Source organism: Planctomycetaceae bacterium (assembly GCA_041398825.1).
GTDB lineage: Bacteria > Planctomycetota > Planctomycetia > Planctomycetales > Planctomycetaceae > F1-80-MAGs062.
In genome coordinates, this window is record JAWKTX010000012.1 from 1 (window position 1) to 16,170 (window position 16,170).

Here is a 16,170-nt window from a genome sequence, read left to right on the forward strand (position 1 = left end):
CGTCGCTGTCCCGATTTTCCAACGGACAGCTAAGCTAAAGACCACAGGGTTTGGTAAAGTACGATGTTGAAATTCTACTCAATTGGAGCGTGGTTACAGGGCGAGAATCTACTTGTTCCATTCTCCAGGCAACCACGCTACCAGCGCAGCAATGATTCCGACAACAATCAGCACCTCAATGAACATGATTCGCGAAATGGATTTCCTGCGCGGCGGCGATTCCTCGGGATTCGAACTGTGATCCGGCGTTTCATACGGATTCATTCGCGTCACTACTGGGTCCTTGCTGACAGAACGACCCGCATCACGGGCTGGCGAGAGTTGACTTCGATTTCACAAAACGCTGGCCACCGCCACTCCCGTGCATGGCATGGTTCGTCCGCTCATCCACGCTAAACATTGTGCTCGACCGCCAGTTTGAGTTGATTCCATTGTGTTTGGATTTCTTTAGCATCGCTCCAGTCGCCTGCAAACAAGTCGATATTCTTCAGCATGAAGTCGCATAAGCTCAGTACTGAATGCCTTAAGTGTTGCACATGACGGAACTCCCGCCCCTCAAATTGATTTTTGACACACTGCGGAAGAATCCATGATTGACGATCTCCTCGCTGGTCCTCCGGCAGTTCGATTGTTCTTCGCAGGAAGCGGTCAATCACCGGAAAATAAAATGCGAACGCCTTGCCGCCCATGAACATAAAATCTTCCTGGTAGGTTTCAGGGCATTCTTCAAATCTTGCGAGGGCCTCTTCCAACGTGAGGCCGCCGAAGTGCCTCCATGCACATTGCGCATCCAAGTCGCCATGATACGGATCGAAGTCAGTTTCGTTTGGCAACTTAGCGGGCATGACCTGCGGAGGAACGTCCAAAATCAGCCGGTTGCGGCGATTGATTCTCAACTGGAAATTTGGCAGCGACCGCAACTCGGCTGCATTTTTTGTTATCCATCGCCATCCGCAGTTCCGTTGTCACGCCGCTTGTGAACCATCTCCCCAACGACAACGAACAAGACACCACCAACCGCGCCCCAAAAATTGCGAGAACTGCTAAAGACGAATTCGGCTGGGAGACCGAAGGCGAGCATGCCCGCAAAAAACCATATCCAACTGTACGAATAAGAGAACAGATTGTGTTTCATGACTTGGTGCAATGGATGCCAAAATGTAGGGTTTGCGACTACATCAATCGACTTGCCCTGAAGCTACCAAAAACTTACAGGAGCGTCGGATATATTTGCTTGGTATTGTGAACTGTCGGTGAACGCGATGCAATCACAGCACTGCCTTCCGGCTTAGTGCAGCACCGGCAGGCAAGGATAAATCGCTGCAAAAGGCTAGTAGAAGAACCTTGACGCCGTCCCTGCGCTCAATTAGCCACAGAACGTTGTCGGCACTACGAAGGGTGGATGGATGTCGGACTACATCCATTACGGCCTTGACGAAAGGCAATGTGTCATCGAGCGCCACGGGTAGTCCGATTACGACGATCTCATCAGGTGAGCCTTTGCTGGATAACGCGTTCGGATAAGCGGATTGGTGCAAGACATCAGTGCCATCCACCTTCTGATCCTAATAACCCACCAGCCGGATTGAGGATACGTTACTCTGGGTGTTGAGTCACCCGAATTCGGTGTTGACTCTGGACTGGCGTCGGGTGCTTCGGAATGACTGGCGAGTCTTTGGCAGACCGGCTTCTGAACGAAATCGTTTGCGGAAGTTCTTGATGAGGTCGATCCAGGTTTCGGGGCTGACTTCGAGTCGTTCGAGGATCGGCAGGGCAGATGCCGGGATGGAACCCGTCTTGCCGCATTTCAGCTGACGGCCGGTCCAGTCGAGCAGTTCCAGATACTCGTCCAAAGTCATCGACAGACAGCCCTTGTTGCTGGCTCGGCGAGCGTTCGGCTTTTCGCGAACTCTCTTTCTCGGCGGATCAAGCGCAATCGGCGCAAGCCATCCGGCCTTCGGTCCGTGTTCGATGCGAGCGTCCTGAGCATCCGCAGTTGCGACCTCTGCTGCGGTGGCTTGATCGTCGATGCGTTCCTTCACGCTGGTGAAGTCGCTTTCCTCGGGAGTCTTCGCGATGCCTGCTCGAATTGGGTTCATGTCCACATACGCCATGCAGGCTGTGATGGCCGTTTCATCGAGCAGCGGCTGAGCCTTAAAGCGGCCCTCCCAAAAACGGCCCGTGACGTTGTCATCCTTGTTGCCTCGGCGAGCAATCGGTTCAGCCAGACACCGCATGAACCACGAAATATCCTTCAACCGACGCCGCTTCTCCTTCAGGCCAGAAGTGTCGTTGCGGATGACGTTGAGCTCGAATTCTGTGGGCTCAGCGGCAGCCCCGAATTCATCCCGCCGCTGAGGAAACAGTCGCCACCACCGCAGAGCCACCTCGTCATCCGACCACGCCTTCACCACATCCGGCCGAGTCCTCACAACCACATGCAGGTGATTGCTGAGCACCGCAAAGCTGAGCACATCGATCGCAAAGATGCCGGCCAACTCCTCAAGCCGCTCCCGAACCCATTCCTTCCGATGCGAATAGTCTTTCCCCGACCGACGATCCCTGCCGCAAAGATGCGTCCGCCTCACGCATCGATTGATCAAATGAAATGCCTGAACCTCATCCTCAGCACAAATCTCCACCCGATTCACTCGCGGCATCGGACAAATCCTTCAAAAACAAACCAACATCAATCTCGCCTGAACTCTAATGGCAGCAACCGCTTCCGTCGACAAGGTGGATGGCACCATTCGAGTGCTTTGATCAATCACCGTGCCAGTTCTCAACACGCTGCTTCGTCGCATGCAACCTGGAGATCAATCACAACGTGGACCGCTGCCGCAACCTGGAGTTCCCACACGACCAGGCGAACCTAGATCTTCGCTCCAGCCTGGAAGAAGCACGCAACCTGGAGACATCCTATATCCGGACCAAACATCAACAGCAAAGAAAGCTATATAGCCACACACTTCGCAAAGCGGTTAAGTTGAACGACTACGGTAACGGGGCCGCCAAGAAACTGTGATTTCAAAACCCGCGCCACACGCGGCTCCCGTTCACCGCTTGGTTATCCGACGTTCTGGGTGTCCGACATCAAGTCAGTCGTAGTCGTCGCGATCCAGGTCAGCTTCGTAGTCATCCGTGCCCTCGAATCCGAGTGCCTTTAGTTTCGCGAAATAGTCCGAATAGTCAAACTCGCCTTCGTTCTCCCAAGGCTCAAGATCCCAGATCATGTCTGCCATCCAAGCACACCATCGGGGCGGGGCGGGCCATTTGCGAAAATATGCAATACGTTCATCGAAAGATTTGTTCTTGCTATCCCACCATTCGCCAAGTGCCATGATGTGAGATTCACCGCCACCCATTCGCCATCCGATGCTGTACGGATGCGAATTATCACGGTAAACCCAAGGTGGCGGCATGTCACCGTATTTGGCGATCATGTCAGCGACGTGATCGTGATACCACTGTTCTTCAGCGAACTGTCCCATGTTGGTACTCAGGAGAAATCTCAGCCGGATAACTCTTCATTATCTTCCTAGTGCGCGTGATATCCTGATATTGGAGGCAAAAAACACGCGATAGGCAGTAATATCCAATATCACGCGCAGTAGGCAGATATTGTGCGATTGACACTCAATCGATAGGTATCAAAATACCCACACAGCTTACGGGTGTCAAGGTGTCGCGTCTTGAGGCAACACCAGGTTCGCACGAAAGGGGCATTCCTGTGTCGGTGCAGATCATGGAACAGGCGGTCCGGAATGGACAATTAAGTGATGGCGATGCGCAATGGTTTCCTTACTGGCTTGATCGATACGCACGATGGACACGCCAGTCGTCCGACACTCGCATTCAGATTCAGCCGGAAAGCCTCATTCGTTTCCTGCGAACACTACGCGACGGTGGCAAACCCGCTTTCGTTCGCCTGCAAGTGGTTCGAGCGCTGGAGTTCTACCAGCAGCTTGCCGAACTTTCTTCATCTTCTGAAGTCACGAAGGCGGACTTAACCGAGATTCGCACGACTCTCGAGCGGTTAACCAGGGCGGACCATGAAAGACAGGCAGGGGACGTCCGAAATGCTCGTGCTGAAACTTCCGAAGCTCTGAAGGAGGCCGAAGACGCCATGTTGATCGGGAAGATCGATTCGCGGGAACCAGAGATCCTGCAATCCATGCGCAAGCTTATGCGTGTCCGTCATTATGCTCCGCGCACAGAACGCGCCTATGCTGGCTGGGTAGAACGGTTTGCGCAGGCCTTCGGTGGCTGGGCGGACAGTTTTTCACAGGTTGGCGAAGTCGAGATCAAAGAGTTTCTGAGTGACCTGGCCGTCCAGGGGCGTGTTGCCGCGAGCACTCAGAATCAGGCATTCAACGCTCTCTTGTTTCTCTTTCGCGATGTCCTCAAACGCGAACTTGCATTTCTGGAGGCCGTTCGCGCCAAACGTCCACAAAGAGTGCCTGTTGTTCTTTCGCGAGAAGAAGTCGCCGCCATTTTTAGACACCTTCGAGGAGAATCCCTGCTGTTTGCTCAACTCCTGTATGGCGGTGGGCTGCGCCATTACGAAGTTCTTCGATTAAGAATCAAGGATGTTGACTTCGACCGAAGGCAGCTCATCATTCGTGACGGCAAAGGAGCCAGGGACCGAGTCACTGTGTTGCCCGAAATGACGGTTGAGCCATTGAAACTGCAGATTGAGAATGTGCGAAAGTTGCATGAGCAGGATCTTGAAGCCGGTTTTGGATCGGCCTGGCTTCCGGATGCATTTGCGAGTCAATCCCCTGAAGCTCCTCGACAATTTGCGTGGCAGTTTGTCTTCCCAGCCGACAAGCTTTCGACCGATCCGCACGACGGATCAACGCATCGCCATCATCTGCATGAAAGCGTTTTTCGCAAGGCGCTGCGTCGGGCGGTCCAGAATGCTGACATCCAAAAACGAGTGACTCCGCACACGTTTCGACACAGCTTCGCGACGCATCTTCTGGAGTCCGGCAGCGATATTCGGACCGTCCAGGAATTGCTCGGCCACGCCGACTTGAGCACCACCATGATCTATACGCACGTTCTGCAACAAGGCCCTCTGGGTGTGAAAAGCCCGCTCGATCGTTTGTAGGAACCCAACGGCAAAGTTGTGCATACCAAATCCGGTGGTTCTCACCACCGGCAGAGTGCAGCTGTCTCTCGGGGACCGGGCGTTGCCGGGCAGGGACCGGGAGTGTCCGGGACAGAAATGGGAGTTGCCGGGCAGGGGTGGGCCAGCTGAATCTGTCTGGCAATTGAGGGGTGGGATGAAATTCAGCGACGCGTGACCTATAGTGACCGGCAGAAAGCCGCCTCTTCAGGAAGAGCGAAGTGCCGATTGGCGACCACCTTTCAAATGGCCGCGGATCGACGGACGTATCGGACAACCAATTTGTCGTGAAAGTGAACTCGTGAACCGCCCTCATGCTCACGCTGAGCCCTTACCAGAACCCACGGTATGCCTTGCAGAAGGCTGGCACTGTTTGCACATCTACTATCGCATCGATCAGGCGGCGCTGAATGCAATCGATCCCGCAGATCGAGCGCATGGGCGGGCGGAGGTGATCGACATTCTGAATCCGGAAGGCGAATATGTACCGGATCGACTGCAGGTGTCTGTCGTCAGTGGCCACCGAGCTGATCTGGGGCTGATGATGATGGATGCGGACCCGCTGAAGATTGACGCCATTACGCAGCGTCTTCGTGCGAGTCGACTGGGGACGGCACTGGTGCCGACGTATTCTTTTGTTTCGATCACGGAAGTCAGTGAATATGTGCCGACCATCGAGCAGTATTCCGAACGGCTTCAGCGAGAAGGCAGCAGTCCCGAGGATCCTGCGTTTCAGGCGAAAGTCAATGCTTATCAACAGCGGCTGCCAGCCATGAATAAGCAGCGGCTGTACCCGGACTTTCCAGCCTTTCCGGTGATGACCTTTTACCCGATGAACAAGGCGAGGCATCCGCTGGCGAACTGGTACACCGAACCGTTCAGTGAGCGGACTCGACTGATGGCCGAACATGCCACATCGGGGATTCGCTTTGCTGGTCGGGTGTCTCAGCTGATCACTGCATCCACCGGCTTCGACGACTGGGAATGGGGAGTCACACTTTGGAGTCGCGCACCGGAACACATCAAAGACATTGTGTACAGTATGCGTTTCGACAAGGCCTCCGCGAAGTATGCTGAATTCGGCCCCTTCTATGTGAGCTACATCATGGGAGCGAAGGAGGCTCTGGAGCACTGTCGCGTCTGACGGGTTTCAGGCGTCGGATAGGTTCAGGCGGTTGTTCGTGCGGCAGCGGTCCTGCTGCCCACGGGATTTTGTCGTGATATCGACAGTTCGGAAGCGACAGCTCAAGTTCGACAAGCCGTACACGCAATCGGAAGCCCGGTCATAGCCCATGAGTAATGCGACTCGCAGCCGAATACCGATTTCCTTCAGCGCGTCATCTGTGCTGCAGTTTCTGGGGGCAATCGCTTCGTTCCTTGCTGCGTGGGTGTTGCCGCTGAACTTTCCGGAGTTTGGCGGAAATACATCCACCATCCTGAATATTGTGGGCGCCGCGTTTCTGCTGATCGGCATTGTGAATCTGTTCGTTGGGCAGCGCATCGTTGCCATGATGCAGCGAGCGGGGATGCGGTCGCGTGTGTTGCTGCCCCGTGAAGGGATCGTTTACCTGGGCGTCATGCTGATGCTGGCAGTGGCTGCTTTGCTTGGGCATTCGAACATGTTGTTGCTGGTCTTCGGAATGATGGCGGGCCCTTTTGTTTTGAACGGGTGGGTCGTCATTCTGATGCTGCAAAAGGTGGCAGTGACGCGTGACGCGCCGGAATCGGTGAGCGCTGGTGCGGTGTTCAGTGTTCAGATGACGCTTTCCAATGGAAAACGCCTGATGTCGTCGCGTCTGATTGAAGTGCGTGATGTGATTGAGGGGTCTCAGGTTCGTGAGGAGGCCGAGATCACATTTGTTCGTGTTCCGCCCCGATCGGTTCGCACGGGTAGCTATCAATTACAAATCCGAAAGCGTGGTATCTACAGGCTTGGTCCCATCCGCGTGAGTTCTCGTTTTCCGCTGGGTATCGGCGAACGCGGGATGGTGGTGAATGACCGCACGGAATTGATTGTGCATCCGGCCATCGGAAGACTGAATCCACGCTGGATGAAACGTGAACGCGAATATGCCGAATCGATCAACAAATCGACATCTCGTCGAGGCATCTTCGATGACGAGTTCCATCGGATTCGGGAGTTCCGGACTGGCGACAATCCGCGATCTATTCACTGGCGCAGTTCTGCTCGCCGCGGTATGCTGCTGATGCGGGAATTCGAGCAGCAGCGAGAATCAGATATGGTTGTGCTGCTGGATCTGTTTGACAGCCAGAAGCTCTCTTTTGAAGAGTCCGAACGGGCCATCAGCCTGGCGGCGACGTTATGTGTCGAACAGACGCGTCGCGGTTCAACGGGTTTATTTCGGCTGATCATCGCGGGCGAAACGGTTTCGAGCGTGCAGTGTCCTGGCGCGTCGCGATTTCGTGAGGCCGCTCTGAATTCGCTGGCCATCACGAAGACGTCACCGAAAGCATCGCTTGAGTTGCTTTTTGATTCTGCGGAAGAGGATGGCGGTCACGGCAGCGAACGCTACCTGCTGATTACGCCCAGAGCTGGTGAGGCCAAAGAATTGCTGGCAAATCGAACGGGGTCTTCGTCGTCCCGCATGGGTTCGATTCTTTCGAGGACGACGATCATCGATGCCCATCGCGAGCAGCTGGATGAAGTCTTCACTCTGTCGGAGGACGATCAGTGACTTCTCCGGGGAAACAACGAAAATCGTCGGACGAACGTCTGCGATCCGCATTCCATCGCAGCATCATGCTGACGGCGTGTTTCAGTGCGTGCATTCTTTGTGGTGCCGAGGGGGCGTTGCTGCCTTCGGGGCTGACTCCTGTCATCGCTGTGGTGGCGTGGCTGTTCGTCGAAGAACTCAAGGTCTTTCGCCTGCCGATTCTGCTGGCGAACACGCTTGGGATTGTCGCTCTGGTGGCGGCGGCGTGGGAGTTTGTTTCGGGGGATATCGAATCAAAACTGCTGTCGGGCGGTCACCTGATTGTTTATCTGACATGGATCGTTTTGCTGCTGCAAAAGAGCATGCGGCAGTATTGGTGGACGGTGACTTTGTGTCTGCTGCAACTGGCCGTGGCGGCGGTTTTGACCAGTCACTCCGGTTTTGGATCGGCGCTGATTGGCATGTTGTTCATGTTGATCTGGACGTTGTCTTTGTTTTCCTTTTACCGGGTGCTGCGTTCTGAAGACACCGTTGAAGAAGCGACATCAGATGTACGAGGAAATTCCGCGACACTTGCGGCAGGTTCCGGTGCGGACAGTTCTGGTGCGGCAGAATCCTTGACCGGGAAGCCATCGTCGAACGCGTCATGGCGGAGCGGGTTGCGTTCCTGGTGGAGCTGGTTGCCCTGGAAGAAGAAATCATCGAGGCCGTCTACAGCGGTCGCTCGACTGATTGTTGTTACAGATGGACTTCAGCGGGACACGGACGAACACTGGATGAGCCTGCGATTTCGTGGCATGGTCTTCCTGTCGTTTCTGGTGTCTCTTTGCCTGTCATTTATCGTCTTCACCGCCTTTCCGCGAATGTGGGTGCCCGGTTCGCCATTTACATCGGGAGGCCACGAAGAAGGTCCCGGACGTCGAGGAATCTTTCATCGCACGGGATTCACCGAAAGTGTTCAACTGGGTGAAATTGGCAAATTATTGACGAGCAACGGGCGAGTCTTTCAATTCGAAATTGCAGACGCTCGCACCAACAAGCCTGTCAACGTTGATATTTTTACGGCGGCAATGAATCTGGATGAGATTCGGTTCCGTGGCAATGCGATGGGGACCTACAAGGATGGGAAGTGGTCGAGGGGGCTGGATGAACGGCGTGTGAGGTTTGGTGAACGAGAATCTCCGGTCAGTGAAAAAGACATGGCGGATTACCGTGTGCGTGTGATTCAGGATCCTCCGGTCAGTCAGTTCGCCTTCGCCGTGTTTCCGATCAAGAACGCGCGCGCGGCCCCGGGATCAGGATCAATTCTGCAGCGTGAAGTTACGGGTTCCCTGATTTGGGCGTCCGGGGCTGCTATCGATCAGAATGCGCCACGTGAATTTACATTCGAATGCGACCGTGCTCTTTCGGCTGTGAAAGGCGGATTTGAGCATTGGCAGGTGCCCAGCATGCTGGGCGAAGAATTACGAATTCGGATGCTGCGATACATCGATCGGTATGCCACGCACTTTTTTATCACCGATCATCTGCAGCGATCAGTCCCCCGGTTGTACAACATCGCCCATGAAATCTGTCCGACGACGAATGGTATGCCTCTGCCGGAGATCGATCGGGTCAATCGCGTCATGGCGTATCTTTCTCCGGAGAATGGATTTCGCTATTCGCTGACGCTGACACGGGAGGATCAGTCGATCGACCCGGTGGAAGACTTTCTGATGAATACAAAAGCGGGTCACTGCGAATACTTCGCATCAGCCTGCACCCTGCTGCTGCAGTCGGCCGGCGTTCCGGCTCGTCTGGTCAATGGGTTTTCAGGAAGCGAGCTGAACTCCGTTACCGGCAGGAACGAAGTGAAGCAACACCATTCGCATACGTGGGTCGAAGCCTGGGTCGACGGCAACTGGTTGACCCTGGATCCCGTTCCAGCGTCGGATCGTCAGCAGGCGGTTTCGAGCGTGCAGAGCAGAAATCTTCTGACCGACCTTTCGACAGCGTTCAACGATCTGTGGAACGGCGGGATTCATAATATGACTCTGGAACGGCAGAAGGCCTTCTTCAATCCCGTTCTGGAGCTTGGCACGTCCGTTAAAGACAACGTCGAAAAACAGGGGCTGTGGGAAGCGACCAAAGCCTTCTTTCGACATCTGTTCACGTCGCCCAGGAATCTGTTCAGTGTCTCGGGCGGTGTTGTTACTTTCGTGCTGCTGCTTTTCGGCGCTGGCCTGTATCAGCTGCACCCGATTCGACGCCTGTTGAGTTTGCTGCAGATGTTGCGGCGACGGTTCAGTCATGAAGCCGTCGTGACAAAATCCGTGATTCGATTTTACGAACGGTTTCAGCAATTGTGTACCACCTACGGAATCACCTTCACGGATTCTTCGACTGCGTTGGAAAACGCCAGCTCTGCAACACGGTTTCTCCATTCGCGACTGGGTGAATCGGAACTGGTCACCGTCCCCATGAGAATCGCCAGCGCATTTAATCGCGTGCGATTCGGACACGAAACGCTCGACGAACAGTCGATGTCCGTCATCGCGCGGGAACTGGACGCACTGGAGCAGGCATTACGGAATTCCACAACGGACCATTCCTGAGATCGATTTCGGATCAGCGATTCGTATTCCCACCTCGGTTTCATTCACAATCTTGATTTCGCAGGCTGACGTATGACACTGGATGAACTACAAAAACTGATTGATCAGATGTATTCCCGAAAGGATCAGGCACGCGGAGTTGAAGGCACTTTTATGTGGCTGATGGAAGAAATCGGAGAACTGGCCGCAGCGCTCAGAGAATCACCGAAGGAAGAGATCGCTCGTGAGTTTGCAGACGTTCTTGCCTGGCTGGCGACGATCGCAAATATTGCTGAAATCAATCTGACAGAAGCGATCCAGCAGAAATATGGCAATGGCTGTCCGGGGTGCGGGCAGATGATTTGTACCTGTGCCGAATCGGAAAAACCCTGAATCTTCGCCCGACATCGCAACGAGGTTGTACCATGCCCGTACTCAATTCTGCAGACATGACCTGTGACTCTGAACGGCCTCCAGGAATGTGTGCAAAGCTCCTGATGTCTTTCGGTGTGGCGTGTCTGGCCCTTGTTGGCCGGATCAACTCGTGTGTTGCTGACGATCATCCCATTTTTGCTGCCGATGCTGCACGCGTACTTTGGGCGGATGGCGAGTTCACCGAAGGCGTTGCGGTTCGATCCGATGGCCTGGTCTTCTTCAGTGATATCCCGCGAAACGCCGCCGCAAGCGGTCGCATCTGGATGTACGACCCATCAACGACAAGGACGACCACGTTCTGTTTCGACAGCCACAAAAGTAACGGGCTGGTCTTTGATTCGGGCGATCGATTGTTCGCGTGCTGTGGAGCAAATGGCGGTTTGCGAGCGTTGTGCGAAGTATCCGGCACCGGCGTTGTCAAACCACTGGTAGATCGAATCGAAGGTCAAAGATTCAATTCTCCGAACGATCTGACAGTCGCGACAGATGGAAGCATCTATTTTTCAGATCCACGTTATGTTGGGCAGGAACCGATGGAATTGTCAGAGATGGCTGTCTATCGGTTCGACCCTGCCACAGGGGCAGTCATCAGGGCATCTGCCGACGCATCTAAACCGAATGGTGTGGAAGCGTTGCCGGGTGGAAAACAAATGCTTGTGGCAGATACCAACAACGGTTGGGTCGGACTTGCCGACTCACCAAAACAGGCCCCTGGCCCCATGCGTCTTTTGCTGTTCGAAATCACACAGAACCACACACTTACAAATCCCCGGACGCTGTTTGATTTTGGAACGGAAACGGGAATCGATGGAATGACAATCGACAGCCATGGACGCATCTTTGCAGCGGTTCGCTGTGAATCCCGGTTTGGCATTGGTGTCTTTGATCTGCAGGGGAAAGAACTGGATTTCCTGACCACGTCGGAATTGCCAACCAACTGCAGTTTCGGGGTGGGGAACGATGCCGGCACTCTGTACATCACAGCAGGCGGATCTCTGCTCAGCATTGCGACTAAGAGCCCATGACAAACTGATGAAGACCAAACGAACGGGAACCCGGCAAAATTGTGAGAGACCTCGTCACAGAATCTACGGGCCACTGATGTCTCGCGGACGTGGCTGGTTTTCAATGGTCCACTCGCAGTCTGGCGAATGGACCGGTATCTCGGGATGCCCGGACGAGCCATCATGATGGAAGTACACATCAATCTTCAGGGATCGCTGGATTATCACTCCATTGCCGGGTACCTGAATTCGAATCTCCCGGACCTTTATGCGGCGCTGGATTTCGACTTGTCGCACATCCATTCGAAGGCCATTATCAATCGATCGGAAATCAGCGTCACTGCGGTTCGGCAGGACGACGTCAGGCCTGAAATCTCCACGGCAATTGCAGTTGACTACGTCCTGCCATGGGAATTATTCGTCGCGTGCAATGACCATCGTGAAACCGGGGCGACGGCAAGAACGGTGCGTGGAGAACTGGACGGCAATGTCCTGGTGTTGCGGCCGTTTATCCTGCCGGATGATAACAGTGCCGAGAGGTGGTTGCTGTAGCCATGATCTTCAGGCTGGCTGATGCGATGGGGTCTATCCGTGCGGTGTTCGGGGTTGCTTCGGGAACCGGGCGAGGCTCCGGAGAATCGGGGATTCGCCCGAGGGCTGGACTGTGGTGGGCTTAGTCGATGAACCGAAAGTCGGTGGATCCGAAGATGGCATGAAATACTTCAGACCAGGCTTCGACGGAATCCGGGCCGCAGTGTTTCAGATGCTCCATCAGCACCGACCGTTCCTCCTGCGTTGCGTTGCGGGCCACTGTGAGCCGGAAGGCATCATCGAGGAGGCGTTCCAGAGACTGGTCTTCCCGCAGATCATCCACAGAAACAGTCTGAAGGAATCGTTCTGCGGACAATCTGGATTGCTGCGAGATGAACGGGCTGTTCATCAGGTACAGCGATTGGGCGGGCAATGTACCTGATGTTCTGCGCCCGGTGACAGTATTCGGATTCGCAATGTCGAATACGAAGAACAGATCGAGCATGGCATTGCGGAAGAACGGAACGAAGACGCTGCGAGCATTCACCGGGTGATCGTCGTGAACATAGCCGTTATCGTAGGTGGATAGTCGCCCAATTGTTCTTCCACTTGTCACTGTCAGATCCAGTTGACCGCTGATCATCAGCACCGAGTCTCGCAGCATTTCGGCATCGATACGGCGCTGAAATCCCCGGGTGAGAAGCATGTTGCCGGGGTCGGCAGACCTTGATGCTTCGACCACGGACGACATTCGAAATGTGCGGGACAGGCACATTCGACGGATCAGTTTTCGAGGAGCCCACCCATCGTCATGCATAAACGAATGGGCCAGGAAGTCCAGCAGTTCCGGATGCGTCGGGGGCTGACCTGTTGTTCCGAAATTGTCAGGATCGCGTACCAGCCCTTCACCCATCACGTGCATCCAGACTCGATTGACGAACACGCGTGCTGTCAGAGGATTGTCTTCAGAAGACAGCCATTCGGCCAGTTGCAGCCGACCACTTTGATCCGACGGAATCTCCGCAACAGCTGCAAGGGTGGCTCCTTCGGCACCTTTATCGGTTTCCACCTGCCGACAGTGATTTACCGGGGTGGCGACCGTGAGGAAGCCCCGTGGAATAACTGGTCCAAGCCGGTGCGGGTCACCACGCAGATGCAAATGCCAGTCGGCCGGTTGAGATTCATCTTCAACACACATGGCCAACGGCAATTCTGGCTTGAGCTTCATGTGCGCGGCCAGTTCGGCTCGCAGCGACTTCAGCCGAGTCTCACGGTCCGCCTGTTCCTCTGCGCTGATCAGGCTCTTTTTAGAGCGAAGTTCGTCGTCCCCGGGTGACTTGACGTTTGCCACAGTGTCCACGGGCAGGAACTGCACGGCATCCGCAATGACATAACCATCTGATGCACCAGACACGTCCACGACTACCACAGCAGGGCTATTGGCTGTGAATTCATATTCACCAAGTTTCGTAAACACGCCATCAGCATTCGGGGCAAGCTGTTGATTGATTCGCACTTCCGTGGACCCATCTGCGTGATGTACAGTGACTGGCACCGATGCTGATCGGCTTGGGCTGAAGTTGTGGGCCATACGAACAGCCCATCGCCCCTCTGTCGGCAGCATTGCGGAATAACGAACCTGGATCCCGGTGCGGTCGTGACCGCTGTGATGGTATCCTGCTCCGACGAAAGGTGGCTGAATCGCTGACTGCTGCCATTCTCCCTGAAATTCTGCAGCAGAATCATCAACAACGACACCCTGCAGGGAATCCAGTGCGATGCCGTTTCTGAGCTTCGCACGCGTATTCGTTTGCTGGTCCAGTGCGGCAATGCCGTCTTTGAGTTTCTTCTCTTTTTGCTGCCACAGTTCCAGCTGCGCCGGGTCGAAACCGGTTCGCAATTCGGTGGTGACGTAACCACTAACATTCCCGGGAGTCAGTGTGTGGGTGCTGCGGAAAATTCCGGCCAGCGCGTAGTAGTCGGACGCGGGGATGGGGTCAAACTTATGGTCGTGGCATCTTGCGCAACCCAGAGTCATCCCCATGAATGTTCGACCAACGGCGTGCACCTGTTCGTCGATCACATCCATCCGCAGCGATTCTTTATCCTGTTGCTCAAAGTTGATCGCTCCCATGATCAGATAACCTGAACCAGTCACCTGGTCGTCTCGTTGTTTGTCAGTGCTGGCCGGCAGCAGGTCTCCGGCAATCTGTTCACGCACGAACTGATCGAAGGGCTTGTCGTCGTTGAAGGATCGAATTACGTAATCTCGGTACCGCCAGGCATGGGGATACATCAGGCTGCGGCCACCGCCGCTTGATTCTGCAAACCTTGCGACATCCAGCCAGTGACGTCCCCAGCGCTCGCCGAATCGAGGTGAAGCCAGCATGTGATCGATTGTTTGTTCCATGGCCTGTTCGGGATCTATGTTCCATGCCGCCACAAATGTGTCGATCTGGTCGGGAGTCGGAGGCAGACCGGCGAGCACGAATGCAAGCCGCCGAATCAGTTCTTCGGGTGTTGCATCTTGTCCCGGTTTCACACCGTTTTTTTCATGTCCGGCTGCGACGAACGCATCAATGTCGGTGCGAGACCACGCGCGGGAGTCAGAGTTAAGGTCTGGCACCGGAGGTCTCTGGACTGGCCGGAAGCTCCAGAATTTCCTCCCTTTGTCCAAATCGACTGAGGAAGTCTTTGCTTCCACCTTTCCATGCCTTGGATCCACCAAACCATCGTTGATCCATTGTTCGAAGTCCCGAATGATCGCATCATTCAGGCGTTCATCCGGAGGCATCTGCAGAGATAAGTGCTTGAGTGCTTCGATGATCAGGCTGCCAGCAGCCTCACCAACAACAACCGCTGCACCGGAGTCTCCACCTGCGAGCAGAGCGTCTCGGGAATCCACCCGCAAACCACCTTCTGATTTTGCGGTTTCGTTCGAATGGCATTTGTAGCAGTGCTGAATTAAGACTGGCCGGATGCGGCTTTCGAAGAACTCGAGTTTCTGCCGATCCTGAACTGTCTCTGGTGTGGTCCGGCCTGAAACTGTCTCCCGTACGGATTCGTCGGCGCTGTTGAATCCCACCGGCCACAGCAACATGAGGACGGAGAGAGCAGTGACAGCATAGGCTCGGGGGGGCCGTGTGGAATGAGAATCTGAAGTTGGCATCATCATCACTATTGCTCGAAAAATTCATTCGCGGACGTCATCGCGGCATTGGCGGTTGCTGTGCCATGGGATGAGTGCTGCTATGATGGTGGCTTTGTCGCAGAAACTCCAGCCGATTACGCATCAATCCCAGGCTGGCTGCAGAACCTTCCTGACTGCAGCCGCAGGCAACCGATGCAGATTTGGCCCCCCACATTTATCAAAGTTAGCAGGACCATGAATTCGCCCTCTCCAATCCAGGTACGATATATCGATCACGTGACACTGATTGTCAGGGATGTTCAGGCGAGCCGCGATTTTTACGTGGGACTTCTGGGAATGCAGGAGGTCGAACGACCGGCGTTTTCATTCGGTGGTGCGTGGTTTCAGGCCGGGGCGACTCTGATACACCTGATTGAAGAACATGACCTGAGTGGCCCGGCGGGTTTTCCGGGGGACACCGTTCGTTCCAGCCGCAACCATCACTTCGCCTTCGAAGTCGACGATGCCTGGCAGGCGGCTGAAACTCTGAAGTCTCTGGGGATTCCTCTTGTTGATGACGCCAAGCTTCGACCGGATGGTGCTGTTCAGGTTTTCATTGCCGACCCTGACGGTCACGTCGTTGAGCTTTCGACCAGCGCCGATGCGCTGGCCGCTCGGAAGTAAGCCCCGG

The 16,170-nt window shown here is 54.8% G+C and carries 13 protein-coding genes; 8 read left to right on the forward strand and 5 right to left on the reverse strand.

Annotated features, from left to right (window positions below):
* Positions 1-108: 108 nt before the first annotated feature.
* The 4 genes from R3C20_19875 to R3C20_19890 form a co-directional block, all read right to left on the reverse strand.
* Complete coding sequence (locus R3C20_19875; protein ID MEZ6042764.1) at positions 109-264, reverse strand: hypothetical protein; 156 nt, start codon at positions 262-264, stop codon at positions 109-111.
* 128 nt (positions 265-392) lie between these two features.
* Positions 393-896 carry a hypothetical protein gene (locus R3C20_19880; protein ID MEZ6042765.1) on the reverse strand — a complete coding sequence of 168 codons (504 nt, stop codon included), beginning with the start codon at positions 894-896 and terminating at the stop codon, positions 393-395.
* A 717-nt stretch (positions 897-1,613) separates the two neighbouring features.
* Entirely contained in the window at positions 1,614-2,660 is a 1,047-nt protein-coding gene (locus tag R3C20_19885) for a hypothetical protein (GenBank protein ID MEZ6042766.1), read from the reverse strand.
* 438 nt (positions 2,661-3,098) lie between these two features.
* A complete protein-coding gene (locus tag R3C20_19890; GenBank protein ID MEZ6042767.1) occupies positions 3,099-3,491 on the reverse strand; it encodes a hypothetical protein in 393 nt (130 codons plus the stop codon).
* A 683-nt stretch (positions 3,492-4,174) separates the two neighbouring features.
* On the opposite strand from R3C20_19890, the gene R3C20_19895 reads away from it, so the two are divergent.
* From R3C20_19895 to R3C20_19925, 7 genes are all read left to right on the forward strand, one after another.
* Entirely contained in the window at positions 4,175-5,113 is a 939-nt protein-coding gene (locus tag R3C20_19895) for an integron integrase (GenBank protein ID MEZ6042768.1), read from the forward strand.
* Positions 5,114-5,432: 319 nt separating this feature from the next.
* Entirely contained in the window at positions 5,433-6,275 is an 843-nt protein-coding gene (hemQ, locus tag R3C20_19900; protein MEZ6042769.1) for a hydrogen peroxide-dependent heme synthase, read from the forward strand.
* Between the two features lie 148 nt (positions 6,276-6,423).
* A complete protein-coding gene (locus R3C20_19905; GenBank protein ID MEZ6042770.1) occupies positions 6,424-7,827 on the forward strand; it encodes a DUF58 domain-containing protein in 1,404 nt (467 codons plus the stop codon).
* Entirely contained in the window at positions 7,824-10,400 is a 2,577-nt protein-coding gene (locus tag R3C20_19910; GenBank protein ID MEZ6042771.1) for a transglutaminaseTgpA domain-containing protein, read from the forward strand. The genes R3C20_19905 and R3C20_19910 overlap by 4 nt, the downstream gene beginning before the upstream one ends.
* Positions 10,401-10,472: 72 nt before the next feature.
* The gene (locus R3C20_19915; GenBank protein MEZ6042772.1) at positions 10,473-10,772 is read left to right on the forward strand and encodes a MazG nucleotide pyrophosphohydrolase domain-containing protein; all 300 of its coding nucleotides are present in this window, start codon (positions 10,473-10,475) and stop codon (positions 10,770-10,772) included.
* 32 nt (positions 10,773-10,804) lie between these two features.
* Complete coding sequence (locus tag R3C20_19920; GenBank protein MEZ6042773.1) at positions 10,805-11,839, forward strand: SMP-30/gluconolactonase/LRE family protein; 1,035 nt, start codon at positions 10,805-10,807, stop codon at positions 11,837-11,839.
* A 126-nt stretch (positions 11,840-11,965) separates the two neighbouring features.
* Positions 11,966-12,370 carry a hypothetical protein gene (locus tag R3C20_19925; GenBank protein MEZ6042774.1) on the forward strand — a complete coding sequence of 135 codons (405 nt, stop codon included), beginning with the start codon at positions 11,966-11,968 and terminating at the stop codon, positions 12,368-12,370.
* Between the two features lie 121 nt (positions 12,371-12,491).
* Here the strand turns inward: R3C20_19925 and R3C20_19930 are convergent, their stop codons facing one another.
* Positions 12,492-15,524 (reverse strand): DUF1549 domain-containing protein, encoded by a 3,033-nt coding sequence (locus R3C20_19930; protein ID MEZ6042775.1) that lies wholly within the window; start codon positions 15,522-15,524, stop codon positions 12,492-12,494.
* A 210-nt stretch (positions 15,525-15,734) separates the two neighbouring features.
* On the opposite strand from R3C20_19930, the gene R3C20_19935 reads away from it, so the two are divergent.
* Entirely contained in the window at positions 15,735-16,163 is a 429-nt protein-coding gene (locus R3C20_19935) for a VOC family protein (GenBank protein ID MEZ6042776.1), read from the forward strand.
* Positions 16,164-16,170 lie beyond the last annotated feature (7 nt).

Bases quoted from the DNA above. Each gene is read 5' to 3' on its own strand.
- R3C20_19875 (MEZ6042764.1), bottom strand. From the start codon at position 264: ATGAATCCGTATGAAACGCCGGATCACAGTTCGAATCCCGAGGAATCG.
- R3C20_19885 (MEZ6042766.1), bottom strand. From the start codon at position 2,660: ATGCCGCGAGTGAATCGGGTGGAGATTTGTGCTGAGGATGAGGTTCAG.
- R3C20_19890 (MEZ6042767.1), bottom strand. From the start codon at position 3,491: ATGGGACAGTTCGCTGAAGAACAGTGGTATCACGATCACGTCGCTGAC.
- R3C20_19895 (MEZ6042768.1), top strand. From the start codon at position 4,175: ATGCGCAAGCTTATGCGTGTCCGTCATTATGCTCCGCGCACAGAACGC.
- R3C20_19905 (MEZ6042770.1), top strand. From the start codon at position 6,424: ATGAGTAATGCGACTCGCAGCCGAATACCGATTTCCTTCAGCGCGTCA.
- R3C20_19915 (MEZ6042772.1), top strand. From the start codon at position 10,473: ATGACACTGGATGAACTACAAAAACTGATTGATCAGATGTATTCCCGA.
- R3C20_19920 (MEZ6042773.1), top strand. From the start codon at position 10,805: ATGCCCGTACTCAATTCTGCAGACATGACCTGTGACTCTGAACGGCCT.
- R3C20_19925 (MEZ6042774.1), top strand. From the start codon at position 11,966: ATGGACCGGTATCTCGGGATGCCCGGACGAGCCATCATGATGGAAGTA.
- R3C20_19930 (MEZ6042775.1), bottom strand. From the start codon at position 15,524: ATGATGATGCCAACTTCAGATTCTCATTCCACACGGCCCCCCCGAGCC.
- R3C20_19935 (MEZ6042776.1), top strand. From the start codon at position 15,735: ATGAATTCGCCCTCTCCAATCCAGGTACGATATATCGATCACGTGACA.